At 58.5% G+C, this 23,248-nt stretch carries 29 protein-coding genes; 10 read left to right on the top strand and 19 right to left on the bottom strand.

Translation table 11 applies throughout. The features are described from left to right. Positions 1–15 precede the first annotated feature (15 nt). From SIC14_RS09570 to SIC14_RS09560, 3 genes are all read left to right on the top strand, one after another. A complete protein-coding gene (locus SIC14_RS09570; protein ID WP_412565600.1) occupies positions 16–648 on the top strand; it encodes a hypothetical protein in 633 nt (210 codons plus the stop codon). Further along, positions 635–1,165 carry a hypothetical protein gene (locus SIC14_RS09565; RefSeq protein ID WP_412565599.1) on the top strand — a complete coding sequence of 177 codons (531 nt, stop codon included), beginning with the start codon at positions 635–637 and terminating at the stop codon, positions 1,163–1,165. The genes SIC14_RS09570 and SIC14_RS09565 overlap by 14 nt, the downstream gene beginning before the upstream one ends. Positions 1,166–1,306: 141 nt before the next feature. After that, a complete protein-coding gene (locus SIC14_RS09560) occupies positions 1,307–1,936 on the top strand; it encodes a 50S ribosomal protein L25/general stress protein Ctc (RefSeq protein ID WP_412565598.1) in 630 nt (209 codons plus the stop codon). A gap of 70 nt (positions 1,937–2,006) precedes the next feature. On the opposite strand, the gene SIC14_RS09555 is transcribed toward SIC14_RS09560, so the two are convergent. Both SIC14_RS09555 and SIC14_RS09550 read right to left on the bottom strand, forming a co-directional pair. Next, positions 2,007–2,681: an FkbM family methyltransferase gene (locus SIC14_RS09555; RefSeq protein ID WP_412565597.1), complete on the bottom strand. Its 675-nt coding sequence runs from the start codon at positions 2,679–2,681 to the stop codon at positions 2,007–2,009. 140 nt (positions 2,682–2,821) lie between these two features. Further along, entirely contained in the window at positions 2,822–3,145 is a 324-nt protein-coding gene (locus SIC14_RS09550; protein ID WP_412565596.1) for an antibiotic biosynthesis monooxygenase family protein, read from the bottom strand. A gap of 186 nt (positions 3,146–3,331) precedes the next feature. Here SIC14_RS09550 and pth point away from each other — a divergent pair, with 186 nt between their 5' ends. The 3 genes from pth to SIC14_RS09535 all read left to right on the top strand — a co-directional run bounded on the left by pth (position 3,332) and on the right by SIC14_RS09535 (position 5,699). Then, on the top strand, positions 3,332–4,048 hold the full coding sequence (pth, locus tag SIC14_RS09545) for an aminoacyl-tRNA hydrolase (protein ID WP_412565595.1): 717 nt from the start codon (positions 3,332–3,334) through the stop codon (positions 4,046–4,048). 89 nt (positions 4,049–4,137) lie between these two features. Continuing rightward, positions 4,138–5,289 carry a serine hydrolase domain-containing protein gene (locus tag SIC14_RS09540; protein WP_412565594.1) on the top strand — a complete coding sequence of 384 codons (1,152 nt, stop codon included), beginning with the start codon at positions 4,138–4,140 and terminating at the stop codon, positions 5,287–5,289. A 35-nt stretch (positions 5,290–5,324) separates the two neighbouring features. Further along, the gene (locus SIC14_RS09535) at positions 5,325–5,699 is read left to right on the top strand and encodes a DUF2237 family protein (protein ID WP_412565593.1); all 375 of its coding nucleotides are present in this window, start codon (positions 5,325–5,327) and stop codon (positions 5,697–5,699) included. Here the strand turns inward: SIC14_RS09535 and SIC14_RS09530 are convergent. From SIC14_RS09530 to rpsA, 10 genes are all read right to left on the bottom strand, one after another. Beyond that, positions 5,684–6,199, bottom strand: coding sequence for a helix-turn-helix transcriptional regulator (locus SIC14_RS09530; protein WP_412565592.1), 516 nt, complete (start codon positions 6,197–6,199; stop codon positions 5,684–5,686). The two genes, SIC14_RS09535 and SIC14_RS09530, sit on opposite strands and share 16 nt — an antisense overlap. A 51-nt stretch (positions 6,200–6,250) precedes the next feature. After that, complete coding sequence (locus tag SIC14_RS09525; RefSeq protein WP_412565591.1) at positions 6,251–6,622, bottom strand: hypothetical protein; 372 nt, start codon at positions 6,620–6,622, stop codon at positions 6,251–6,253. 211 nt (positions 6,623–6,833) lie between these two features. After that, complete coding sequence (locus SIC14_RS09520; protein WP_412565590.1) at positions 6,834–7,328, bottom strand: hypothetical protein; 495 nt, start codon at positions 7,326–7,328, stop codon at positions 6,834–6,836. A 194-nt stretch (positions 7,329–7,522) separates the two neighbouring features. Then, positions 7,523–8,260 carry a DUF4344 domain-containing metallopeptidase gene (locus SIC14_RS09515; RefSeq protein ID WP_412565589.1) on the bottom strand — a complete coding sequence of 246 codons (738 nt, stop codon included), beginning with the start codon at positions 8,258–8,260 and terminating at the stop codon, positions 7,523–7,525. A 121-nt stretch (positions 8,261–8,381) separates the two neighbouring features. Further along, positions 8,382–9,635, bottom strand: a complete 1,254-nt coding sequence (trpB, locus tag SIC14_RS09510) for a tryptophan synthase subunit beta (protein WP_412565588.1) — start codon at positions 9,633–9,635, stop codon at positions 8,382–8,384. A 183-nt stretch (positions 9,636–9,818) separates the two neighbouring features. Beyond that, positions 9,819–10,268 carry an N-acetyltransferase family protein gene (locus SIC14_RS09505; protein ID WP_412565587.1) on the bottom strand — a complete coding sequence of 150 codons (450 nt, stop codon included), beginning with the start codon at positions 10,266–10,268 and terminating at the stop codon, positions 9,819–9,821. Continuing rightward, positions 10,265–10,909, bottom strand: coding sequence for a phosphoribosylanthranilate isomerase (locus tag SIC14_RS09500; protein ID WP_412565586.1), 645 nt, complete (start codon positions 10,907–10,909; stop codon positions 10,265–10,267). Before SIC14_RS09500 ends, SIC14_RS09505 begins: the two co-directional genes overlap by 4 nt. Before the next feature lie 4 nt (positions 10,910–10,913). After that, positions 10,914–11,270, bottom strand: coding sequence for a lipopolysaccharide assembly protein LapA domain-containing protein (locus tag SIC14_RS09495; RefSeq protein ID WP_412565585.1), 357 nt, complete (start codon positions 11,268–11,270; stop codon positions 10,914–10,916). Between the two features lie 7 nt (positions 11,271–11,277). Next, positions 11,278–11,559: an integration host factor subunit beta gene (ihfB, locus tag SIC14_RS09490; protein ID WP_412565584.1), complete on the bottom strand. Its 282-nt coding sequence runs from the start codon at positions 11,557–11,559 to the stop codon at positions 11,278–11,280. Between the two features lie 339 nt (positions 11,560–11,898). Beyond that, positions 11,899–13,578: a 30S ribosomal protein S1 gene (gene rpsA, locus SIC14_RS09485; RefSeq protein WP_412565583.1), complete on the bottom strand. Its 1,680-nt coding sequence runs from the start codon at positions 13,576–13,578 to the stop codon at positions 11,899–11,901. A gap of 273 nt (positions 13,579–13,851) precedes the next feature. On the opposite strand from rpsA, the gene SIC14_RS09480 reads away from it, so the two are divergent. Next, the gene (locus tag SIC14_RS09480) at positions 13,852–14,262 is read left to right on the top strand and encodes a GNAT family N-acetyltransferase (RefSeq protein WP_412565582.1); all 411 of its coding nucleotides are present in this window, start codon (positions 13,852–13,854) and stop codon (positions 14,260–14,262) included. Between the two features lie 71 nt (positions 14,263–14,333). Continuing rightward, a complete protein-coding gene (locus SIC14_RS09475) occupies positions 14,334–15,419 on the top strand; it encodes a glycosyltransferase family 4 protein (RefSeq protein WP_412565581.1) in 1,086 nt (361 codons plus the stop codon). 37 nt (positions 15,420–15,456) lie between these two features. Here SIC14_RS09475 and SIC14_RS09470 read toward each other — a convergent pair whose 3' ends face one another. Both SIC14_RS09470 and cmk read right to left on the bottom strand, forming a co-directional pair. Then, the gene (locus tag SIC14_RS09470) at positions 15,457–16,086 is read right to left on the bottom strand and encodes a nitroreductase family protein (RefSeq protein ID WP_412565580.1); all 630 of its coding nucleotides are present in this window, start codon (positions 16,084–16,086) and stop codon (positions 15,457–15,459) included. 155 nt (positions 16,087–16,241) lie between these two features. Further along, positions 16,242–16,850, bottom strand: coding sequence for a (d)CMP kinase (gene cmk / locus SIC14_RS09465; RefSeq protein ID WP_412565579.1), 609 nt, complete (start codon positions 16,848–16,850; stop codon positions 16,242–16,244). A 111-nt stretch (positions 16,851–16,961) separates the two neighbouring features. Between cmk and SIC14_RS09460 the strand changes: the two genes are divergently transcribed. Both SIC14_RS09460 and SIC14_RS09455 read left to right on the top strand, forming a co-directional pair. Then, positions 16,962–17,408, top strand: a complete 447-nt coding sequence (locus SIC14_RS09460) for a MarR family winged helix-turn-helix transcriptional regulator (protein WP_412565578.1) — start codon at positions 16,962–16,964, stop codon at positions 17,406–17,408. Further along, on the top strand, positions 17,405–18,025 hold the full coding sequence (locus SIC14_RS09455; RefSeq protein ID WP_412565577.1) for a cysteine hydrolase family protein: 621 nt from the start codon (positions 17,405–17,407) through the stop codon (positions 18,023–18,025). Before SIC14_RS09460 ends, SIC14_RS09455 begins: the two co-directional genes overlap by 4 nt. A 21-nt stretch (positions 18,026–18,046) precedes the next feature. Here the strand turns inward: SIC14_RS09455 and aroA are convergent, their stop codons facing one another. The 5 genes from aroA to metK all read right to left on the bottom strand — a co-directional run bounded on the left by aroA (position 18,047) and on the right by metK (position 23,247). Continuing rightward, complete coding sequence (aroA, locus tag SIC14_RS09450; RefSeq protein WP_412565576.1) at positions 18,047–19,393, bottom strand: 3-phosphoshikimate 1-carboxyvinyltransferase; 1,347 nt, start codon at positions 19,391–19,393, stop codon at positions 18,047–18,049. A 131-nt stretch (positions 19,394–19,524) separates the two neighbouring features. Next, positions 19,525–20,247: a tRNA (guanine(46)-N(7))-methyltransferase TrmB gene (trmB, locus tag SIC14_RS09445; RefSeq protein WP_412565575.1), complete on the bottom strand. Its 723-nt coding sequence runs from the start codon at positions 20,245–20,247 to the stop codon at positions 19,525–19,527. Positions 20,248–20,347: 100 nt separating this feature from the next. Further along, positions 20,348–21,208 (bottom strand): bile acid:sodium symporter family protein, encoded by an 861-nt coding sequence (locus tag SIC14_RS09440; protein WP_412565574.1) that lies wholly within the window; start codon positions 21,206–21,208, stop codon positions 20,348–20,350. An 82-nt stretch (positions 21,209–21,290) separates the two neighbouring features. After that, a complete protein-coding gene (locus SIC14_RS09435; RefSeq protein WP_412565573.1) occupies positions 21,291–21,926 on the bottom strand; it encodes a hypothetical protein in 636 nt (211 codons plus the stop codon). A 115-nt stretch (positions 21,927–22,041) separates the two neighbouring features. Next, positions 22,042–23,247, bottom strand: coding sequence for a methionine adenosyltransferase (gene metK / locus SIC14_RS09430; protein WP_412565572.1), 1,206 nt, complete (start codon positions 23,245–23,247; stop codon positions 22,042–22,044). Position 23,248: the final 1 nt, after the last annotated feature.

Raw genomic sequence — 23,248 nt, 5'->3', positions numbered from 1 at the left:
CGCAAGAGGTTGTTCATGCTGGTTTTTGTCGACGCCAATATCGCTTTGTTTGCCGTACCGAAGACCGGCTCCACCGCCTATCATCTGGCCCTGAAAACCACCGCTGACATTGCCTTTGCAGGCAAGCAGGCGATGAAACATATGCCCCTGCGCAAATATGACCGCCACTTTGCCCCCTTCCTGCGTGATGCCTATAAGCTGTCGCCCGAACGGGTGGCAGTGATGCGGGATCCGGTGGAGCAGATCCGCAGCTGGTACAAATACCGCAGCCGTGATGGGGTGCGCGGTGGCAATGCGGTGCCGGAGGGGATGTGTTTTGATGATTTCGTCGCCGAGGTGATCGCACCAAAGCCGCAGGGTTTTGCCAAACTGGGCAGCCAGCACACGTTCCTGACCTCAAATGCGGGGGCGCTGCGGGTGGATCACCTCTTTGCCTATACGCATTTGGACCTGCTGCAGAGCTTCCTGACCCAACGGATCGGCAAGGCGTTTCGCACCGATCGCAAAAACGTCTCACCTCGAAAAGACGCCCCGTTGAGTGATGCGATGCGCGACGCCTTGCGGGCCGCGCGGGCGGAGGAATTTGCGCTGTATGATCAAGTGATTGCGGCAGGGGGGCATTTGCATAGCCCCATTGAAAGCAACTGATGTACCACTTGATATGAAATCGGCAACGCTGTCATACCACAAAGAATTCCCATGGACACCAATGAGCGGGTGGGTGGGTGCCAGGAAGACTGGCTATGTCAGACAATCCTCTGCGTCGGGCCAATTCAAACGTCCAAAATCCATTGTGCATCCCTTTTGGTCACAGCGCCGCATGTGGTGTTTGTTGTCCGTGCATTTTCATGGAGTGGACCTGCGATTTGCTTTCCCCCAGGAACTTGATCATTTTCTGGAGATTTTGGAACAAAAGCATCTCCCCTCTGGTTTCAGCCTGCTTCCGGGACAACAGCTCGTGGGGCGCCCAAACAACCACTGGCTATCACGCCTGCCCGCTAAGGCGAAGCGATGGAAATTTCGGCAACAGCTTTGTGTTTTTCTGCGTGACAGCTCCCAAGTACTGCAATTTCGCAGCTTCTATGCAGCTGATGTGGTTCAGACAGAGTTCGAAGGCGTTTACCGCAGTATTCACGGTGCGTCTGGCATTCAAGGTGCCGACTAAGCGGCCGGGCGCAAATGCCCCGACACGCCTTTAGAATAAGCCCTTTCAAATTCCGCCAGACTCGTCTATACGCGCGGCTTCATGCGGGTATACAGCCTTGGAGGATGCCCGTGATTCTAACAAATTTATGGAGAATTCCAAATGGCTGGAACTATTCCTGACCTCAACGCAGAGGTCCGCACGGGGACAGGCAAGGGCGCCGCTCGTCAGGCACGCCGCGACGGCAAAGTCCCTGGTATCGTATTCGGTGGCGAAGCAGAGCCGCTGGCAATCAACGTACCGTTCAACGATCTTCTGAAGCGCCTGAAAGCAGGCCGTTTCAAGTCGACCCTCTTCAACCTGAAAGTTGAAGGCCAGGAAGACGTTCGTGTGATCTGCCGCGACGTTCAGCGCGACGTTGTCAAAGACCTGCCGACCCACGTTGACTTCATGCGTCTGCGCCGCACCACGCGGATTGCGCTGTTCATCAACGTGAACTTCGAAAACCAAGAAACCTGCCCCGGCATCAAAAAAGGTGGCGTTCTGACCGTTGTGCGCCCCGAGGTTGAGCTGGAAGTTCTGGCTGGTGACATCCCTGAATCGATCACCGTTGACCTGGCAAACGCCAACGTTGGCGACGTTCTGCACATCTCGGACGTGACCCTGCCGGAAGGCGCCAAGCCGACCATCGACCGTGACTTCGTGATCGCGAACATCTCGGCGCCGTCGGGCCTGCGTTCGGAAGAGAACGAAGCCGAAGACGGTGAAGCCGCAGAGGGCGGCGAAGAGTAATCTTCGCGCTTCTGTCGAAGCTTTTGGAAACGCGGGTCTTCGGGCCCGCGTTTTTCTTTGGTGTGTTGGCCTATTCCGCCCGCAGTCGTTTGAAACCAACCACCCGCCCGTGGCTGGTATCGGTGTCATAGATCAGCCCGCTTTCGCGCAGACAGTCAAAAATCCGCGCAATCACAGCATCCGAATATTTGCTCGGGTGCAGCTCAATCAGGACCGCCCGCACATGGCGCGGCCAGGGATGGTCAAACAGCGCTTCCTCACCGCCTTCGATATCCATGATCACCACGTGAGGACGGTGCTCTGCCATCAGATCCGAAAACCGCAGCTGCGGCACGTCGATCATTTCGACAATGCGCTTCGGGTCAGGCCTCAGCGAGCCACCCCAGAACGCTTTGCCTGCGTGGAACGGAATATTTTCACCGTCACTGTCGGTAATCGCGCCATGCAACAGCCTGACGCCGCTGAGGTTATTGCGGGCCAGATTGGCCTCGATCACGGGGATCATGGTGGGGTTGGCCTCCACCGTCATGACGTTTTCCGGCCCCGCCGCACGGGCGCAAATCGAGGTGATATAGCCCAGGCCGCCCCCCAGCTCCAGAACACGGTGGCCCGGTTTGATCCGCCGCATCGCGGCCTTGGCCTCGAACCCTTCGTAGCCGCCTTCTTGCAGCTTGGCCGCAACCTTCTTGCTGGCGATCTCATCTGGCAGAACCATTTCGAGATCATTCAACGTAACCGCAACCATAGCACCCTCACCTGCATCTTTTGCGGGCAGCCTAGGCGGCGCATCGCGCTGTGGCAAGCACCTCGCTTTGCACCATTGACGCTGCTCGACCTCTGCACAGGGCAGGCATTCCCGCCCCATGCAGAATTGGGCCTGACGGATCAGGCGCTTTCGTGCAGAACGGTTTGGAAACCTACGAACACTGGCGGGCCGACAATAACGCTTTGGATTTCGCTGTTGCCGGCGTTGCGGTGAGCGGCGCGGAACTGTTCGGATTTGGTCCAAGCTACGAAATCATCTTCACTGGCCCACATTGTGGGTGAGGAATAGAGGCGATAGCCCTCTTTTTCCGGGCCTTTCAACATGCGGAATTCCTTATAGCCCGGCATTTCTTTCAGACGGCCTTCGCGGGCGCGCCAGATGTCTTCGAAGGCCTCTTCGCTGCCAAGGGCCACTTTAAACCGGTTCATGGCGATGTAGGACATGCCAGTTCCTTTCGTGTTTTCAAACTGTTGGGGAGGCTGGCAGGAACGCGGGCGTTCGGCTGGCCCGCCTAAATGCTGCAAAACACGTGGCAAGGTCAAGGTGCCACGCAGCCCCATCGACGCAAACAGCTAGGGCTTTAGCTGCGGCGTAAACTGGCGTAAAACGCCGGCAACAGGAGTGATGTAATGCAGCTTTTCGTCGGCCTCGGCAATCCGGGTGCAAAATACGCGGGCAACCGCCACAACATCGGCTTTATGGCGCTGGACGAGATCGCCCGCGACCATGGTTTTGCGCCCTGGCGGTCGAAGTTTCAGGGCCAGGTGAGCGAAGGCCGGCTGGGCCGTGAAAAGGTGATCCTGCTGAAGCCCGAGACTTTCATGAATCTCTCTGGCCAGTCAGTGGGCGAGGCGATGCGGTTCTACAAGCTCTCGGTCGAAGATGTTGTGGTGTTCCACGACGAACTGGATCTGGCCCCCGGCAAATGTCGGGTGAAACAGGGTGGCGGCCATGCGGGCCACAACGGGCTGCGCTCGATCCATCAGCACATCACGCCGGAATACACCCGCATCCGTCTGGGCATTGGCCATCCCGGGCACAAAGACCGTGTTTCGGGCTATGTGCTGGCGGATTTTGCCAAGGCCGAACAGGGCTGGCTTGACGATCTGATGCGCGGCATATCCGACGGCGCGCCACATCTGGCAGAAGGCGACAATGCCAAGTTCCAAAACGCCGTGGCTTTGCGGGTGAACCCGCCGCGCAGCTCGGGCGGTCAAAAAGGCAGCGCTCCAAAGGGGGCAGCGGCCCAAGCCACCACAGCCAAACCCAACCCCACGAAGACTGCACCAGAGCAGTCTGAGGCGCCGCAAAACGCGATGGAACGGCTGTTGAACAAGTTCAAGTAAGACAGGACACCAAGGCCTGACCCTGCGGCACCCTTGCCCCCTCCCCTACCCCGTGGTGTTTAGGGGCACCAAATTTGGGAGGGGTTCTGATGTTGAAATTGGTGATGCAGATCATCTTGGTGCTGGTGATCGCACTTGGCGGTGTTGCGTTCTGGAAGAAAGATGAGTTGACGCGGCTTCTGGCGGTGAACAGCCTCTTCGCAGAAGAGAAGATCGTCCACAATTTCTCCAACATGGACCAGATGTTCTGGACCAAGGAACTGTCGCGTGGGGACGGCCCAGTGTCCCCGTTGCTCGCAGGTGCGGCGATGACCCTGCCAGCCGAAACCGAAGCCTGGATCAAAGAGCGGGCGCTGACTGCCATGGTGGTTCTGAAAGACGGCACCGTCCGGCATGAAGACTACTACAAAGGCACCACGGCCGAGGATCGCCGGATCAGCTGGTCCGTGGCCAAAAGCTATCTCTCGGCGCTGCTGGGCATAGTGGAGGCAGAGGGCCATCTGAGCCTTGAGGATCCACTGACCAAACATGTGCCCAGCCTGAAAGGATCCGCCTATGACGGTGCACGGATCATCGACGCGCTGCATATGTCCAGCGGCATCGATTTTGATGAGGACTATCTGGCCTTCAACTCGGACATCAACAAAATGGGCCGGGTGCTGGCGCTTGGCGGCTCGATGGATGCATTTTCGGCGGGGCAGGACAAACCCCGTGATACGCCCGGCGCCTCCTGGCATTATGTCTCGATCGACACCCATGTGATCGGCATGGCCATCCGTGGCGCCACGGGCCGCGACATACTCGACCTGATGCAGGAAAAACTGATCGCACCTTTGGGCCTTGAGGCCAGCCCGCTGATAATCACCGATGGGGAAGGCGTCAGCTTTGTGCTTGGCGGTTTGAACCAACGCACCCGTGACTACGCACGTTTCGGCCAGATGGCCCTGCAGGACGGCCAGTGGCAAGGGCAACAGATCGTCCCCGCAGGCTGGCTGATCCGTTCGGGCGAATTCACCGCGCCAACCGAGGCAGGCGAAGAACACTACGGTCTGCACTGGTGGGGCGCTGTTGACCCACGCGAAGGTGAGTTTTATGCGCGCGGTGTTTATGGTCAGTATATCTACATCAACCGCCCACTGAATGTGGTGATCGCCGTCAACTCTGCTGACCGTCTGTTCCGTGAGGAGGGCGTGAACGTCGAGATGATCAACATGTTCCGCAAAATTGCCGAGGCGATCTAAGCCTCGGTGCCCTAACGCCCAGCCGGAGGCCCGCCATGATCAAACCGTTTCCATCAGTTAACGTTTATGGCGCACCTCTGCAGGCATGTTCACAAGACCCCGTCACCGGTTTCTTCCGCGACGGTCATTGCAACAGCTGCGCCGAGGATCAGGGCTCTCACACCGTCTGCGCCGTCATGACCGAAGAGTTTCTGGCCTTCTCCAAATACCTCGGCAATGACCTGTCCACACCCCGGCCCGAGTTTCGTTTTCCCGGTCTCAAGGCAGGCGACCAATGGTGCCTCTGTGCCAGCCGTTTCCTACAGGCCCACGCCGAGGAATGCGCGCCAATGGTGCGTCTGGCATCCACCCATCAAAGCGCGCTGGATGTGGTGCCGCTGGAAATCCTGGAAGCCTACGCTGCGGACTGATCGTCTGAGGCCTCGGCGGGCTCCTCCTCCATCAGATCCTCAATAAACAGACTCAACAGCTGCGCACGGCTGCCTACACCCGCTTTGCGGTAAATTGCATTGCTCTGCGCCTTCACCGTGCCCGGGGAGGTCTGGCGCAGAGCGGCGATTTCATCAACGCTGAAACCTTTTAGCGAAAACAGCGCCACTTCATGTTCTGCCGGTGTCAGACGCCATTGACGGAATCGGCTTTCCAGATGGTCCTGAAAGGCGCCCTGCATCCGCTTAAGGCTCTGTTCTGCGGCCTGCGTCCGTTGCATCGAGCGGCGATAGGCGATCCAACCCAGCGCAACGCCGAGGATCAGGCCAAGCGCGGCACCAACTTCCAGCAACTCGCGGGTCTGCCAACTGATCGGCGCCGCCCGAACACCAATGATGGTGGCCAGAATATCGGTGACAAAAAACACTGCACAGACGGCCTGCAGCAGCACAAGAAGAATTAGAGGGAGGTGAGATTTCACAAAATGCTCCCGTAATCAAAGCCGCTGACTAGGCGATGAAGCCACGAAAGATCAGTCATCTTCCTCTCCCTCATCGTCCTCTTCGTCATCGTCCTCTTCGTCGTCCTCTTCCTCATCCGCTTCTTCGTCGTCTTCAGGCGCGTCGTCTTCTTCGTCAGCTTCGTCATCTTCTTCGACGCCGTCTTCGCCCGCCTCATCTTCTTCTCCGGAGGTGCCGCCGCGCCGTGTCGCCAGCAGCCCTAGGCCTTCGCCGTCTTCATCTTCCCAATAGTCGCGCAGAATTTCACCGGTCCGCGGATTGATGATGATTTCACGAGAGGCCGTGCCACCGCTGGCCTCGATGCGGACCCGCCCAAGCCAGGTTTTGCTCACCGTAATCTCGGAATAGCCCTGCGACGCCAATTGTTCGGTAACTTGGTCCACCAAAGTCTCCGCGGACGCGGCACACGCCATCGCAGAAAAAACCAGTGCTAATGTTAGGCTGTGTTTCATTGCTTTGTCCTTTGCTGAGGTCGGCCCCGAAAAGAGGCCGACCTTGGGGACCCTCCGGTCCCGACGGTTTTACCACTCCCCCCGGAGATCGCAAAACCGTCTCATTGATCAGGGGATCAGTTCCGTGAGTACCCGCGCCTGATCAATCTTCTTCGCCATCTTCTTCGTCGCCTTCTTCACCATCATCTTCTTCGCCGTCGTCTTCTTCGTCGTCTGCTTCGTCTTCCTCTTCGTCGTCTTCTTCTTCGCCGTCTTCTTCTACGTCATCTTCTTCGCCATCATCTTCTTCGCCATCATCTTCTTCGTCATCATCTTCTTCATCGTCGTCATCTTCTTCATCGTCATCCTCTTCGTCTTCTTCCTCCTCCTCTTCTTCCTCTTCGTCCTCCTCATCCACTTCATCAACTTCATGAGACAAGACGTCGCCCGTGGTTGCGTCGTATACGGTTTCAATCACAAAGCCGTCGCGCAGCGCCTCGACAGTTACCACGGTCCCGTCCGAGCTCACCTCAACCTCGCTGTAGCCTTCGCGGGTAAAGTGATCGATAACCGCCTGCACAAAGTCGCTGGCCTGCGCCTGTGCCTGTACGGCCATGCCAACAACCAGAGCGGTGGAGGTAATCAGAATACGTTTCATCGGTAGGTTCCTCATTCTAGATGGTGGCGCAAACCTGCATTGCGCCGATGCCGCCCAACTGACCTAGACACCCTGCCGAAAGATATTGACCCAAAGATTAAACCCCGCGCTATTGAACGCAGGGTTATCTCCATAAACTCAGGTTTATACGTTTGTTTTCAGCGCGTTATCACAGCGCGTCAGAAGGGCGCGATCTATAATTGCCCTTCCATTTCAACAAGATGCTCTTCGAACTCTGAACAGAAAATCACCTCGCGCGTTTCTGGATCGTAAAATGCATTTGCTTCGCCACAGCTTTCTTCAACCACCGTCAGCGGCGCGGAGAGGGTGATCTGCTCGTTCAGCGCCGCCACTTCCGCCGCGATCACTTCACCGCTGAAACTGTCCGGAGTGCCCTGGAACTGAATGCTGTCGCCGCCGCCACGTTCTGCCAGCTCATCCAGCACTGCGCCCCAGCTGCCTTCGGCCTGTTCATATTCAATTGGACAATAGTCGGCCCGCTCTTCGGGCAGTTCAAATTCAGCGGCAAAATCCGCTCGGGCCTCCGGATTGGCCCCGTAGAAAATGCAAATCGTGTTGTAAAAGCGCTGTTCGTCCGGCCCATGTGTATCCCACCAGGCGATGTCATCGGTGCCGCCTTCGCGCATCTGTGCTTCTCCGATGAAACCCCAGGCCGCCTCATAGGCCAGTTCCTGCGCCACATCCTCCTCGAACAGCGCATGGATCATCAGGATCGAGAACACATCTGCCGCGTCTTCCTCCTGACCAAAAATCGGCACCTCTTCGATATCGATCAGGGCATGGGCCAGCTCGTGATAAAAGATCCCGATGACATTGGCCTCCACAAAGGCGCTGTCGTCCTCTTCAGCCTGCACGGTGGTCGCTGCAAAGGGCAGTGCCGCGAGGGTCAGTGCAAAAGCGGTCCGTTTCATTTGGTGTCTCCCAATATCGTTGCCACAACTATTCCAGCCGAAAGCACATTGGGCAACAGGGGCCTCAGAACGAAAAAGGGCGCGTCCGTGACACGCCCTTTAAGTGACTATCTGCTTTGGGTCAGTCGGAATCGCGTCCCTCAAGTCCCGAAAGATCAACCCCAAGATGGCGGGCGACGGTGAAGATATCCTTGTCACCGCGGCCACACATGTTCATCACGATGATATGGTCCTTGGGCAGGTCACTTGCGATCTTCATCACATGGGCAAGGGCATGACAGGGTTCCAACGCAGGGATGATGCCTTCGCTTTCACAGGAGAACTGGAATGCCTTCAGCGCTTCCTTATCGGTGATCGAGACGTATTCCGCGCGTCCAATCTGGTGCAACCAGCTGTGTTCCGGCCCGATGCCGGGATAATCAAGGCCGGCCGAGATCGAATAGCCGTCCAGGATCTGGCCGTCGTCATCCTGCAACAGGAAAGTGCGGTTGCCATGCAGCACGCCCGGGCGGCCGCCGGTCAATGAGGCGCAGTGCTCCATGTCGTCGTTCACACCTTTGCCGCCGGCCTCAACCCCGATGATGTTGACCTCTTTATCATCGAGGAACGGGTGGAACAGGCCAATCGCATTGGATCCGCCACCGATGGCCGCAATCACGGTATCGGGCAAGCGGCCCTCGCCTTCCTGCTCGGCCAGCTGCCAGCGGACTTCCTTGCCGATGATCGACTGGAAGTCGCGTACCATCGCCGGATAGGGGTGCGGGCCTGCTGCGGTGCCGATGCAGTAGAACGTGTCATGCACATTGGTCACCCAATCACGCAGCGCGTCATTCATGGCGTCCTTCAACGTGCCACGGCCGGATTCCACAGCGATCACCTCGGCGCCCAGCAGTTTCATGCGGAAAACGTTCGGCTTTTGACGGGCGACATCATGGGCGCCCATATAGACCACACATTTCAGCCCAAACTTGGCGCAGACGGTCGCAGTTGCCACCCCGTGCTGACCAGCGCCGGTCTCGGCGATGATCCGGGTCTTGCCCATGCGACGCGCCAGCAGGATCTGGCCCAGCACATTGTTCACCTTATGCGCGCCGGTGTGGTTCAGCTCATCCCGCTTCAGGTAGATTTTTGCCCCCCCAAGGCGTTCCGTCATCCCTTCGGCAAAATAAAGCGGCGAGGGGCGGCCCACGTAGTGCTGCCAAAGATAGTTCATCTCTTCCCAGAAACTGGGATCGTCCTTGGCCTTCTCATACTCTTCTTCCAGCGAAAGGATCAGCGGCATAAGGGTTTCAGAAACAAAACGTCCACCAAAGTCCCCAAAACGGCCCTTTTCGTCGGGACCGGTCATGAAGCTGTTGAAAAGGTCGTTGGCCATCGGCTGCTCCTCAGGTCAGAAAGTCTGTATCCCCATGTGCATAGGGCGCGGTGCGTGGTTTTACCAGCCTGTTTTGCAACAGCAGGAACAAGCTTTGGAAGGTGGCAAGTTAACCTGATCGCAGGGCATGGCAAGGGGTGGCCATTTCATCTTGCCAAAAATACTCAAAACGCCACAGAGGCCTCAGGTGAGCGGTTTCTTATAGCCCACATGGCTGTCCACATATCCCAGCCGGTCATAGAAACGATGGGCGTCTTTGCGGGTCTTGTATGTGGTCAGCTGCAACAGGCTGCATCCGGCGGCGCGGGCACGCACCTCGGCGTCTCGAAACAGCTTGGCCCCAATCCCCTGCCTGCGCAGATCTGCCGCCACCCGCACGCTTTCGATCATGGCACGCCGTGCCGCCGTCAGCGACAGGCCAGAGATAAAGGTCAGCTGATAGGTCGCGACGATCCGGGCCTCAATCTCGGCCACATAGAGTGTGTTGCTGCCTTCCCGCTGCATTGCGTCAAAGGCGGCATAGTAGGCGTCCAGCGCCTGAACTTCGCGGTCTTGTCCCAGAATATCATCGCGCAAAAGCGCCACCACAAAGGGCACATCCGCACGGGTGGCCGCACGGATGGTCAGGCTCATGCCAAGGCGCCCTGAATGAAAGCTTCCATCAGGGCGGGATCTTTCACCCCGGGCGCGCTTTCCACACCCGAGCTGACGTCAACCTGCCGCGCACCTGTCAGGTTCTGCGCACGGCCAACATTTTCAGGCGTCAACCCTCCGGCCAGCATCCACGGCACCGACCAGTATTTGCGGTTCACCAGTTTCCAGTCGAAGGCCAACCCATTGCCGCCCGGCAGTGCGGCACCCTTTGGGGCCTTGGCGTCGATCAGCAATTGATCTGCCACACGGGAATAGACGTCGATTTGCTCAACGTCGGCCGCATCTGCAATGCCAACCGCCTTCATCACCGGCAGCCCGTAGCGGGCTTTGACCTCGGCCACCCGTTCGGGGCTTTCCGAGCCGTGCAGCTGCCACATATCGATGGCAACCCTGTCATTGATCGAATCCATCAGCGCATCGTCGGCGTTGACCACAAGCGCCACCTTGGCCAACCCGACCGGTGCGGCCCAGGCCAGTTCACGGGCCTCATCCACCGTGACGGCCCTAGGTGATTTCGGGAAGAACACAAAACCGACATAGGCCGCCCCAAGGCGGCCTGCCAGTTCAACATGTGCGGCCTCTCGGAGACCGCAGATCTTGACCTTACTGTCCTGTGGCATGACCTCAGGAGGCCTCGTCCAGAAGGGCGAGCACCTCGTCCTTCTGTTCCGCAGTGTCCGCGCGCCGTTTCTCACGTTTCAGCTGGCGGTTCAGGTCATGTACTTCCTGCGCTTTGCGGGCAGCTTCGGCACGGTGCTTGTGTTCGCGCAGCCATTCCCAGACAAAACCGATCAGCAAACCGGCAATGATCGCCCCGAAGATCACCACAAACAGCGGCAAATCAATCGAGTAGCTCAACCCGGTGAGGCTGGCCAGGGTTTCCGGCAACAAAGAGAGTGTCACGGCCCCGCGATTGGCGAGGGCCACCGACACCAAAACAGCCCCCAGAGAGGCAAGGAAGGCATAGCGAATGTAGCGCATGAGCGATTTACTTTCCGTTTAGTCGATCGCGCAGCAGCTTGCCGGTCTTGAAGAAAGGCACGTGCTTCTCTTCAACCTCAACCGATTCCCCGGTGCGCGGGTTACGGCCCACTCTAGCATCTCGTTTCTTGACGGAGAACGCGCCGAAACCACGCAGCTCCACCCGATCACCCTGTGCCATCGCACCGGTAATCTCATCGAAGATCGTATTCACGATCTTTTCTACATCTCTTTGAAACAGATGTGGGTTTTCGTCTGCGATCTTCTGGATCAGTTCCGATCGGATCATCGGCAAATACTCCCCCGGCAAAATGCTTTGGCCAATATCAGCGCAATTAGTTGAACTATAGAAAGAAACAAGCGCCACGGAAACATGCCTTTGCGGCAAATGGCAAGATTTCGCACATGATATTCCACCAGAACGTGCAATTGGACTTGTATTCAAGGTCAATGGTAGCCGTGGGTCCCGGTTTGAAGCCCTAGCACCGATTTCGGAAGTCGTTGATTCGCCTTCCCTTTCCCATGCGGAATTCGCACCTGTCCGCGACGCCCAGACAAAGAAAAACCCCCGCAACCGGTTTGGGTTGCGGGGGTTCGTTTTTCAATCTCGCCTAAGCGGCGAAAGGACTTACTCGTCGCCGCCTTTCAGCGCTGCGCCAAGGATGTCGCCCAGCGACGCGCCGGAGTCCGAGGAACCGTACTGTTCTACGGCTTCTTTCTCTTCGGCGATCTCGCGTGCTTTGATCGACAGGCCCAGACGACGGGTCTTGCTGTCAACGTTGGTCACACGAACGTCTACCTTGTCACCAACCGAGAAACGCTCAGGGCGCTGCTCTGCACGGTCACGCGACAGGTCCGAACGACGGATGAAGGACTTCATGCCTTCGTATTCGACTTCGATGCCACCGTCTTCGATCGCGGTAACCTCAACGGTTACGATCGAGCCGCGCTTCACGCCGCCGGTTGCTTCAGCGAACTTGTCGCCACCCAGGGCTTTGATCGACAGCGAGATACGCTCTTTCTCGACGTCCACTTCGGAGACAACGGCCGAAACCATGTCGCCTTTGCGGTAGTTCTGAATCGCATCTTCGCCACGCTCGTCCCAGGACAGGTCGGACAGGTGAACCATGCCGTCGATTTCGCCTGGCAGGCCGATGAACAGACCGAATTCGGTGATGTTCTTGACTTCGCCTTCGACTTCGGTGCCCTCGGGGTGCGTTTCCGAGAAGACTTCCCACGGGTTGCGCATGGTCTGCTTGAGGCCCAGCGACACGCGGCGCTTGCCGGCGTCGATTTCCAGAACCATGACGTCCACTTCCTGCGAGGTCGAAACGATCTTGCCGGGGTGTACGTTTTTCTTGGTCCAGGACATTTCGGACACGTGAACCAGACCTTCAACGCCCGGCTCCAGCTCAACAAATGCACCGTAATCGGTGATGTTGGTCACGCGGCCTTTGTGGACGGTTTCCAGCGGGTACTTGGCGCCAACCAGATCCCATGGATCTTCCTGCAGCTGTTTCATGCCGAGGCTGATGCGGTGGGTTTCTTTGTTGATCTTGATCACCTGAACCTTGACGGTTTCGCCGATGGTCAGGATCTCGGACGGGTGGTTCACACGACGCCATGCCATGTCGGTGACGTGCAGCAGGCCGTCTACGCCGCCCAGGTCAACAAAGGCACCGTATTCGGTGATGTTCTTAACAACACCGTCAACCGCGTCACCTTCTGCCAGCTTACCGATAACTTCGGCACGCTGTTCGGCACGCGACTCTTCCAGAATGGCGCGACGCGAAACAACGATGTTGCCACGACGACGGTCCATTTTCAGGATCTGGAACGGCTGCTTCAGACCCATCAGCGGGCCAGCGTCACGTACGGGACGTACGTCAACCTGCGAGCCGGGCAGGAATGCAACAGCACCGCCCAGATCGACGGTGAAGCCGCCTTTGACGCGGCCGAAGATCGCGCCGTCGACGCGCTGCTCGTCTGCGTATGCTTTTTCCAGGCGATCCCAGGCTTCTTCGCGGCGGGCCATCTCACGCGAGATAACAGCTTCGCCACGGGCATTTTCAGCCGCGCGCAGGTAAACTTCTACTTCGTCGCCAACAGCGATTTCAGGAGCTTCACCGGGGTTTGCGAATTCTTTCAGTTCAACGCGGCCTTCCATCTTGTAGCCAACGTCGATAATGGCCTGGCCCGCTTCAATTGCGATTACCTTGCCTTTAACAACGGAACCCTCGGTCGGGGTGTCCATTTCGAAGCTTTCGTTCAAGAGTGCTTCAAACTCTTCCATCGAAGTCATAGCCATCTGGCGTATCAATCCTTTACAAGTCGATTTAACTGGCCAACGGTTGTCTCCGCAGGTCTTGGTTTCATGTTATCTTGCGCCGCTACATCGAAGCCGAAGCGTGAGGTCACACACAAACAAAGAAGAAGGGCCTGAGGTATCCTCAAACCCTACTCACCTCATCCGCGACTCTTGACGGTCACAAGACTGACGCGCGTATAAGTTTTTTTCGGCTTCATGGCAAGGGCCGCACAACAGAAAAGGCCGAGACGCGCCTTAGAAATAAGGGGCAGAATGGTCGAAATCCGTGAAATATCCACCGCAGAGGCGCTGGTTGTCCGCCACAGGGTCCTCTGGCCCGACAAACCCGCCGATTTCTGCCGGGTCGATGGGGATGATCACGCAACCCACTTGGGGGGATTCGTGGAGGGCAAGCTCTGCACTGTACTCAGCCTGTTCGACGAAGGGGAAACCGTACAGTTGCGCAAATTCGCCACCCTGCCAGCAATGCAGGGCAAAGGGCTGGGATCAGCGCTGATGAAGGCGGCCCTGAACGACGTCGCGACACAAGGCAAACAGATCACCCTGCACGCCCGTGAAGGCGCCGTCGGATTTTACCAGAGCTTCGGCTTCCAGCAGCAGGGCGCGCCGTTTGAGAAATACGGCAAACCCTATATTTGGATGGCAGAAAGCAACGATAAATAGTAGAGCCACTCGCCGTTACATCCAAAATCATACAGCGTGTTGGTGCAACGCTAGGGCAAGGAATCGAAATCTTGGGCAACATCGGATTGATTAGCAGCCATGGCGGACTGAACGGCGCGGCAAAAATGGTCGACATTCTTGCACGCGGCCTTGCAAACGGCGGGCACAATGTCCGGCTCTACCATCACGAAAATGCTTGGTTTGAGGCACAGGACTACCCCGCGAACGTCGAACTCCGCCCCGTGGACATTGGCGTCCGCATGCTGAACAAATCTGAGATCAACCGCGTGCGCTCTGAATTGCTGGATTGGAATGCCCTGTGCCTGCACAGCCACGGCACCAGCGCGGATCGGTTCAATGGTTGCGTGCGGGTACCGGGCCAATTGGCAGGCATCGCAACGGCACATGCCCGTATTCTGCACTTACATTGGCGCAAACATGACTGGATTATTGCGCCATCGGATTACACGCGGTCTTGGTATCAGAAGACTCATCTCGGCCGCGCCGATCGAATGAGCGTCATACCAAACGCCATGGAGGCGACTTTCCTCCAAGTTCACCCCCACTGTGCAATGGATGAATTGCGCGATGCCTTGGACCTGCCAAAGGACAAGTTTCTAATTCTGATGATCGGCAGTATCTGCCACCGGAAAAACCAAAGCGCGGCCATTCCCATGCTGAAGGCTCTGGTAGATCAAGGCGTTGACGCACATCTGCTCGTTGTTGGACCTGAAGACCGCAAAGAAAGCGCCAAGCTGAAGTCAGCCATTGCTAAGGCCAAAATGAAAACCCGCGTCCATTTGATGGGACTACAAGAAGATATGGATCGCTTCGCGGGGGCGAGCGACTGCGTTTTGTCCACTTCGCGCGATGAGCAGGCCTCGGTGTCATTGCTGGAGACGCTTGCCGGAGGACGCCCCGCGGTTTCCAGTCGTACCGGCTCTGCAGCCGAGGTCATCCAAGACGGCAAAAGCGGCCAGGTCTTTGACCTGAAAAACATGGCGCCGGCGATTGCCTTAATGCGACGTCTTGCGAAAGATCAAATTTTTGCCGCGGAATGTGGCGCCCAAGCCCGCCGCGATTTTGAGGCGAACTACACAACAGCTCCGTTCGTCGCCGCCCACATGGCACTTTACGAAAAGCTGGCCGCAACCTGAACAGGGCGACCAGACAAAAGCTATCAGCAGATGTGCGCTAAACCTTGCGCACAAATCGGTCGCGTGGACGGCGGACTTTCTTCATGTCGGCCAGCCAATCGCCTTCGGCCGCACGATAGCCCAGCGGCAGCAATAGTACCGAGCGCAGGCCGCGCTCTTTCAAGCCAAGGATCTCATCCACCGCCTTGGGGTCGAACCCTTCCATCGGGGTGCTGTCGACCTCTTCCATTGCCGCAGCAGCCAGGGCAAACCCCAATGCGATATAGGCCTGTCGTGCGGCGTGTTCGTAGTTTTCTTCGGCATCACGTGGCAGATAGCTGTTTTTAAGGTTGCTGTAGTAAGCGTCCATCGCCGCAGTTCGCCCGCCGCGTTCTGCCGCCATTTGCTCGACAACCTCATCCACCCGCGCTTCGGTGTAGTTGTCCCATACGGCAAAGGCCAGAACATGGGAGCCATCGACAATCTGCTCTTGTCCCCAGGCGACATCCTTGATCTCGGCGCGCAACTTTGGGTCGGTCACAACCAGAACCTCGTAGGGCTGCAATCCGCTGGAAGTCGGCGTCAGCTCAATCGCTTCCAGAATCGCCTCAACCTTCGCTTCCGGCACGGTTTTCGCAGGATCCATCTTCTTGGTCGCGTAGCGCCACTTCAGTTGTTTGTTCAGCATCTTGGTCTTGGCCCAGTTTCTTGAGGAAGCGCGCACCCGCGCAGAATCAAGCCCGCAATCTAGGCGGCCTCCACACAGAAACAAGGGGCCAGCCGCCTGCGCCCCACGTCAAAAAGTGAATTTAGGCAAAACCTATACGTCAGAGCGGCGCATCCTCAGCCCCGGCGCGCCTCAATCGCTGCGATGGCAGCCTGAACGGCGGCCTCAATCGACATCTCCGAGGTGTCGATCTGGACCGCATCAGCCGCTGGTTTCAACGGCGCGGTCGCCCGCTCGCGATCGCGTTTATCACGCTCTTTGACGTCGGCCAGAACCTCCTCATAGCCCTGATCGCCGCCTTTGCCCTGCAGCTCCTTGAACCGCCGCTCTGCCCGCACCTCGGCGCTGGCGGTTACGAATAATTTGGCTTCGGCATCGGGACAGATAACCGTGCCAATGTCGCGCCCGTCCAGAACCGCGCCACCGGCACGCCGGGCGAAGGCTTTCTGAAAATCAACCAGCGCGGAGCGCACCTCAGGGATCACCGCCACTTTGCTGGCAGCCTGCGCCACTTCTGGCGTGCGCAGATCTTCGGCCTCAAGATCTTCGGCGACCAAGGCTTTGGCGGCGGCGATGGCCTCAACACCCGCAAGGGTCTTGGCACCGACAGCCCGATACAGCAGCCCGGTGTCGAGATGGGCAAACCCAAAATGCGCCGCAACTGCTTTGGAAATTGTGCCTTTGCCCGCGGCGGCAGGGCCGTCAATTGCGATGGTGAATGCCATTGTGCTGCTCTCCCTTTTGTCCAAGGGGTACTGCACCGCCTGCGCCGCCTCAAGGTGGTTTCTTGCCACGACAGTTGACAATTTACATGTCAATATGACATTACACATGTCATGATCGCAAGCCTCTACACCCTCGCCTGGATGACACGCCCTCTCATGCAAGAGGTCGAAGCCGCCGTGGAACACGGCCTTGCCAGCTCTGGCCTGACCGTTCGACAACGCGCTGTGATGGAAATCCTGTCACACCAAGGCCCGCTGCCGGTGCCGGCGCTGGCCGAGGCACTGCACATCCAACGGCAATATGTTCAGGTCATGGTCAACGAGACGCTGGCCGCGGGGCTGGTTGAGAAACGCCCAAACCCGCGCCACGCCCGCTCGGCCCTTATCACCTTGACCGAGGCTGGGCGCATCCTGATCGACACAGTCACTGCGCAGGAACATGCCCTGCTGACAGAGATCGCCGGAGATCTGCCATCGCAAGACGTTGAAATCGCTCTCAAGGTGATGCAAGAGCTGCACGCCCGCTTCCACTCTTACAATCAAGGCCCTTCTTCATGATCTGGATCCTCCCCGCCCTCGTCGCCATCGGATGTTTCTGGCTGAACTACGTCTCAAACGTGATCGGCCAGGTCACCCAAGGCGAACGCATCCCCCCGCGTGACGGCAAAGCACTGCTGCTGGTCGATCTGCAGAGCTGTTTCTGGGAGGAAAAACTTTATGACGCCGACACCCGCGCCCTTGTCGAGGCCGCTGTGGGGCAAGCCGTGGCCGAGGCCAAAGCGGCAGGTCATCCTGTGATCGCCCTGCGTCAGGAGTGGTCGATCCCCAGCACCCGTGTGCTGGCCCGGGTGTTTATGGGCGGCAAAGCCCTGGCGGGTGGCGAAGGTCTGGAACTGGCCGCACCGTTTGCGGGTATGGCGGACCGCGAAGTGGTGAAACCCATTCAGGATGGTTTCAAAACCGGGGAGTTGACGCATGTGTTGGGCGAAATGGGCGTCGGCCATTTGACCATCGCGGGTCTCGACGGCATCCATTGCGTTAACAAGACCACTCAGGCCGCCTTGGGCCGGGGTTACGGCGTCACCCTGTTGACCAACGGCATTGCCACAATCGATCCCAAGAAACTGGAAGAGGTCTACACCGACCTGCGTGGGAAAGGGGCAGAGCTGACCTGAGCCGCCCCGCCCGATCACAAATCAATCGCGCCGCAGATCCGCGCCAAGGCCGCCCATCAGCCCCTCAAAAATCGGGAACGAAGTGGCAATTGGACTGCCATCATCGACGCTGACGGGCGCCTCGGTGGCCATGCCCATCACCATGAAACTCATGGCAATCCGGTGATCCAGATGGCTGACACAGGTCGCCCCGCCCGGCACGTTGCCATGGCCACGGCCTTTGACAATCCACCAATCATCGCCATCCTCAACCTCAACACCGTTCAGGCGCAGACCCGAGGCCATTGCCTCAATCCGATCCGACTCCTTCACCCGCAGCTCTTTCACCCCGCGCATCACCGTGTCGCCCTCTGCGAAAGAGGCCACAACAGACAGCACCGGATATTCATCAATCATGCTGGCTGCGCGCGCGGGCGGCACCTCGATGCCCTTCAGGTTAGGGGAAAACTTGGCGCGCAGATCGGCAACAGGTTCGCCACCTTCTTCACGCAGGTTCTCATAGGTCAGATCCGCCCCCATGTCGCGCAGGGTCTCAAACAGACCAGCGCGGGTGGGGTTCAACCCGATGTTTGGCACCAGCACATCCGAGCCTTCAACGATCAGCGCCGCACAGACTGGGAAGGCAGCAGAGGACGGATCCCGCGGCACCACAATGGTCTGCGGCTTCAACTCGGGACGGCCTTTCAGGGTGATCACCCGGCCCTCCTCGGTGTCGACCGAGGTGATCTCAGCGCCAAAACCGGTCAACATCCGTTCAGTATGGTCGCGGGTGGCTTCTTTCTCAATCACAACGGTTTCCCCAGGCGCATTCAGACCCGCCAGCAAAACCGCGGATTTCACCTGCGCCGAAGGCATCGGTGTTGTGTAGCGCACCGGCACCGGATCTGCGGCGCCGACAATGGTCATCGGCAAACGCCCACCAGAGCGACCAACGGAGGTGGCGCCAAAATGCGCAATCGGATCCGTGACCCGCGCCATCGGGCGCGAGTTCAGCGAGGCATCGCCGGTAAAGGTTGCCGTGATGTTCGAACTTGCCATCGCGCCCATAATCAGGCGCACACCGGTCCCCGAGTTGCCGCAGTCGATCACATTGTCTGGCTCGGCAAAACCGCCAACGCCCACGCCATGCACGTGCCAGGTACCATCCTCATCCCGGATCACCTCAGCACCGAAAGCCTGCATCGCCTTGGCGGTGTCCAGCACATCTTCGCCTTCCAGCAACCCGGTGATCACGGTCTCACCAACCGCCATCGCGCCAAAAATCAGCGACCGGTGGCTGATGGACTTGTCGCCGGGCACATGGGCCTCACCCTTCAGGGGGCCGCATTTATGCGATGACATCGGGATCGGGGTGCCGTGGCCGGACATTTGTGCTCTCCTCATGCTTCCAAAGCCTGATAGCGCAAACCCTGAGGGCCGTCCATATCAGCCGAAACGACAAAAGGCAGAAGCGCCGCCTCTGCCTTTCATCTTGCCCAAAATACTCAAAAATCGACCGCTTACAGCCGACGGAAGGTCAGATAATGTGGCGTCCGGCCTTCGCGCAGGGCTTTCTGCTCATAGCGGGTGGAAATCCAGTCCCCCCAAGGCTCGCGCCAATCGGTCGGGCCCTCGGCCAGCCATTCAAACCCGGCCTTCGGCACCTCTTGCAGGGTTTGGCGGACATAGTCGGGAATGTCGGTTGCCACACGGAAGATCGCACCCGGTTTCAGCACCTCTGCCAAGGGCTGCAGATGTTCCTGCGTCACAAAGCGGCGACGGTGATGGCGCTTCTTCGGCCAGGGGTCAGGATACAGCAGGAAGGCCTTGCTGATCGATTGCGCCGGCAGCACATCCATCATGTCGCGCGCGTCACCGGGGTGTACCTTGACGTTGTCGACCTCGGCATCGCGGATCTTGCCCAGCAGCATGGCGACCCCGTTGATGTATGGCTCACAGCCAATGATCCCCACGTCGCGGTTGCTGGCGGCCTGATGCACCATGTGTTCGCCACCGCCAAAGCCGACCTCCAGCCAGACATCCTTGCCCGGGAACATCTCTGCCAGATCCAGCGCGCTCCGGTCAGGGTTTTCTTCCCAACCCACCGCGCCGGGCGACAGGGCGGCCAGATCCTCATCCAGATACTTCTGCTGGCTGTCGCGCAGACCCTTGCCTTTGAAGCGGCCGTAGAAGTTGCGCCATGGGGCGCCGGAAGGGTGCTTGTCGCTGGATTGGTCTGCCATGATCTCGTACGGTCTCTTGCGCGGTTGATTGCTCCGAGCCTTTGCCGCAGAGCGCGGCAGGGGTCAAGTCCCCCTGCCCGATTGCGCCGCCTGAGCGCGCTTAGGCTTTGGCAAACAGCGCCCGCAGGACAAAGAGGCCCGGAATGGTCACCAGATACATGGTAATCCCATAGAGAGCCGACGGCAGAGCATATTCCGGCAGTCCTGCTGTCTGTGCCACCAGACCGGCAACGGTGATCCCCAGCGTGGCGTTCTGCACCCCCATCTCAACCGAGATGCAGATCCCCTCACCCCCGCTCAGCCCCAGCCCGCGTGCCACCGCAACGCCCAGCACCAGCAACACCACATTGATGGCCACCAGAACAGGGCCAAGCGTGCCGATGTTTTCCACAATCAACGCCCAGTTGGTGGCAATTGCGGCCACCACGATCAGCAGGAACAGCACCATCGCCAGGAGGGAAATCACCTTCTCTGCCCGCGCCGCTTTGCCACCGGACTGGCGCCGGGAAAATAGCCCGATCAGCACAGGAACGGCTGTGATGGCAAACATTGTCAGCCCGATCGACAGCACATCAATCTCGGGCGCGGCCGCGCCAAGGAATGTGACGCCGGCCCAGCCCACCAGCGCAGGCACCGTCAGCACGGACAGAAGGCTCACCACCGCCGTCAATGTGATCGAGAGCGCCACCGAGCCGCCGCCAAGTTTGGTCAGAATGTTCGAGGTTACGCCGCCGGGGCAGAACGACAGGATCATCACCCCAAAAGCCAGCGCCGGGGGCAGATCAAAGACCATCAACATCAGATAGGCCACCGCCGGGATTGCCAAAACCTGCAAAGCTACCCCAGCCACCACAGCGCGCGGCATGGTCAGGACCCGCGCAAAATCCGCAAAGGTCAGGCCAAAGCCCAGTGAAAACATGATGAACGCCAGCGACAGCGGCAGCCCCACCTCAAGCAACATTGCAAATCCTCCCTATTCGCGGAAAGCAAGATGGCATGGAAGGGTGCGCAGACCAAAGCCTGCCGTTGGGGAAGCTGTCGGTTTAAGGCGCGTCTCTCAGGACACCTGCCGCCACCAGCTCTTTGCGTGAGGGGAACCAGACATCCACGTTGGACCGGATCGTCTCAATCGCAAAGGCGGCGTCGACGCCACGTTCCACCAGATTGGTCAGACCCAGATACACCTCGGTCTGGGTGTCCTGATACATCCAAGAGTCAAAATCGAACGGCGTTTGCCAGCCGTTGTCGTCCTTGCGGTTGTTGTAATAGCTCTCGACCGAGGACGGGTTCCAGTTGGTCTGATGAAACCCGATCTTGGAGCCGCGCGTCATTTGCCGTTCTTGCCCCGCAAGAAACACCAATACGCAGGTGCTGCTACATTCGCCGCCCGCAACCGTGTCCAACTCATAATCTTCGACGATATGGGCCATTTCTTCGCCCACCCAGACAATTCCTCCGGGGGAATTCAGACGCAGAGTTTTTATGTCGGGGTTTTCCCGCAGGAGCGTTTTGAACCGGGGCAGGTCCGTCGCAAGAATTTCCTGATCCTGAGAAAGGGCAGCAAGGTTCGTGTCATAGATCAGCACGTCGCCTTCAACCGAGAGTTTGTCGGCCCAGGCCGTCCCCGATAGCCCGGCATTCACAGCAAAGCCAAACGCCGCAACCGTTGAAACCCGCATTCAACACCCTCCTTAAAATCCCATTGCACAGGGCACCTTAGGAGCTGGGGTGACACACACGCAATAAAAAAGGGGGCGCCGGCGCCCCCTTCTCAGTCCTAGGTCCGGTCAGAACTTAAGCCGGTGCAAAAGCGGTTTTACCAACCTCTTTCTTCAGCTGTTCAACCAGATCGTCACGCTCCCAGCTAAAGCCACCGTCCGCGCTTGGGGTGCGGCCGAAGTGGCCGTAGGCGGCAGTGCGCGCATAGATCGGGCGGTTCAGACCCAGATGGGTCCGGATGCCGCGCGGCGTCAGGTCCATCACCTTGGGGATCGCCGCTTCAATCTCGGCTGGGTCAACCTCACCGGTGCCGTGCAGGTCGGCATAGATCGACAGCGGATGCGAGACACCAATAGCGTAGCTCAGCTGGATTGTGCAGCGTTCGGCCAGCCCGGCAGCCACAACGTTTTTCGCCAGATAGCGGGCGGCGTAAGCCGCCGAACGGTCCACCTTGGTTGGGTCTTTGCCCGAGAAGGCCCCGCCGCCGTGCGGCGCTGCGCCACCGTAAGTGTCTACGATGATCTTACGACCGGTCAGGCCAGCATCGCCGTCTGGGCCACCGATGACAAACTTGCCGGTTGGGTTCACGTGCCATGCGGTGTCCGGCTGGATCCAGCCTTCGGGCAGGGTCTGACGGATATAGGGCTCAACGATGGCACGGATGTCATCGCTGCTTTGGCTTTCGTCAGCGTGCTGGGTCGACAGAACAATGGAGGTCACGCCAACCGGCTTGCCGTCCACATATTTCACAGAGATCTGCGACTTCGCATCGGGACGCAGGGTCGGCTCTGCGCCGGATTTGCGCACTTCGGCCAGTCGCCGCAGGATCGCGTGGCTGTACTGGATCGGCGCCGGCATCAGTTCGGGCGTTTCAGTGGTTGCGTAACCAAACATGATACCTTGGTCTCCCGCGCCTTCGTCTTTGTCGGCAGCGGCGTCAACACCCTGTGCGATATGCGCGGATTGTTCGTGCAGCAGGTTGGTAACTTCCACGGTTTCGTGGTGAAATTTATCCTGCTCGTATCCAATGTCTTTGATGCAATCACGGGCGATGGCGTCAACCTTGCCCATGTATTCTTCCAGTTTGTTCTGATCCGAAAGGCCAACTTCGCCGCCGATCACAACGCGGTTGGTGGTCGCAAAGGTCTCAGCCGCAACGCGGGCTTCGGGTTCCTCTGCCAGGAAAGCATCCAGAACGGCATCGGAAATGCGGTCGCAAACCTTGTCCGGATGACCTTCCGATACCGACTCGGAAGTGAAGATATAGTTTTGTCTTGTCATG

Origin of the sequence: Thalassobius sp. MITS945101, from assembly GCF_047123305.1 — a bacterium.
Taxonomy (GTDB): Bacteria; Pseudomonadota; Alphaproteobacteria; order Rhodobacterales; family Rhodobacteraceae; genus Thalassobius.
Note: the sequence above shows the minus strand (reverse complement) of the source record. Positions and strands in the feature narration are given on the sequence as shown.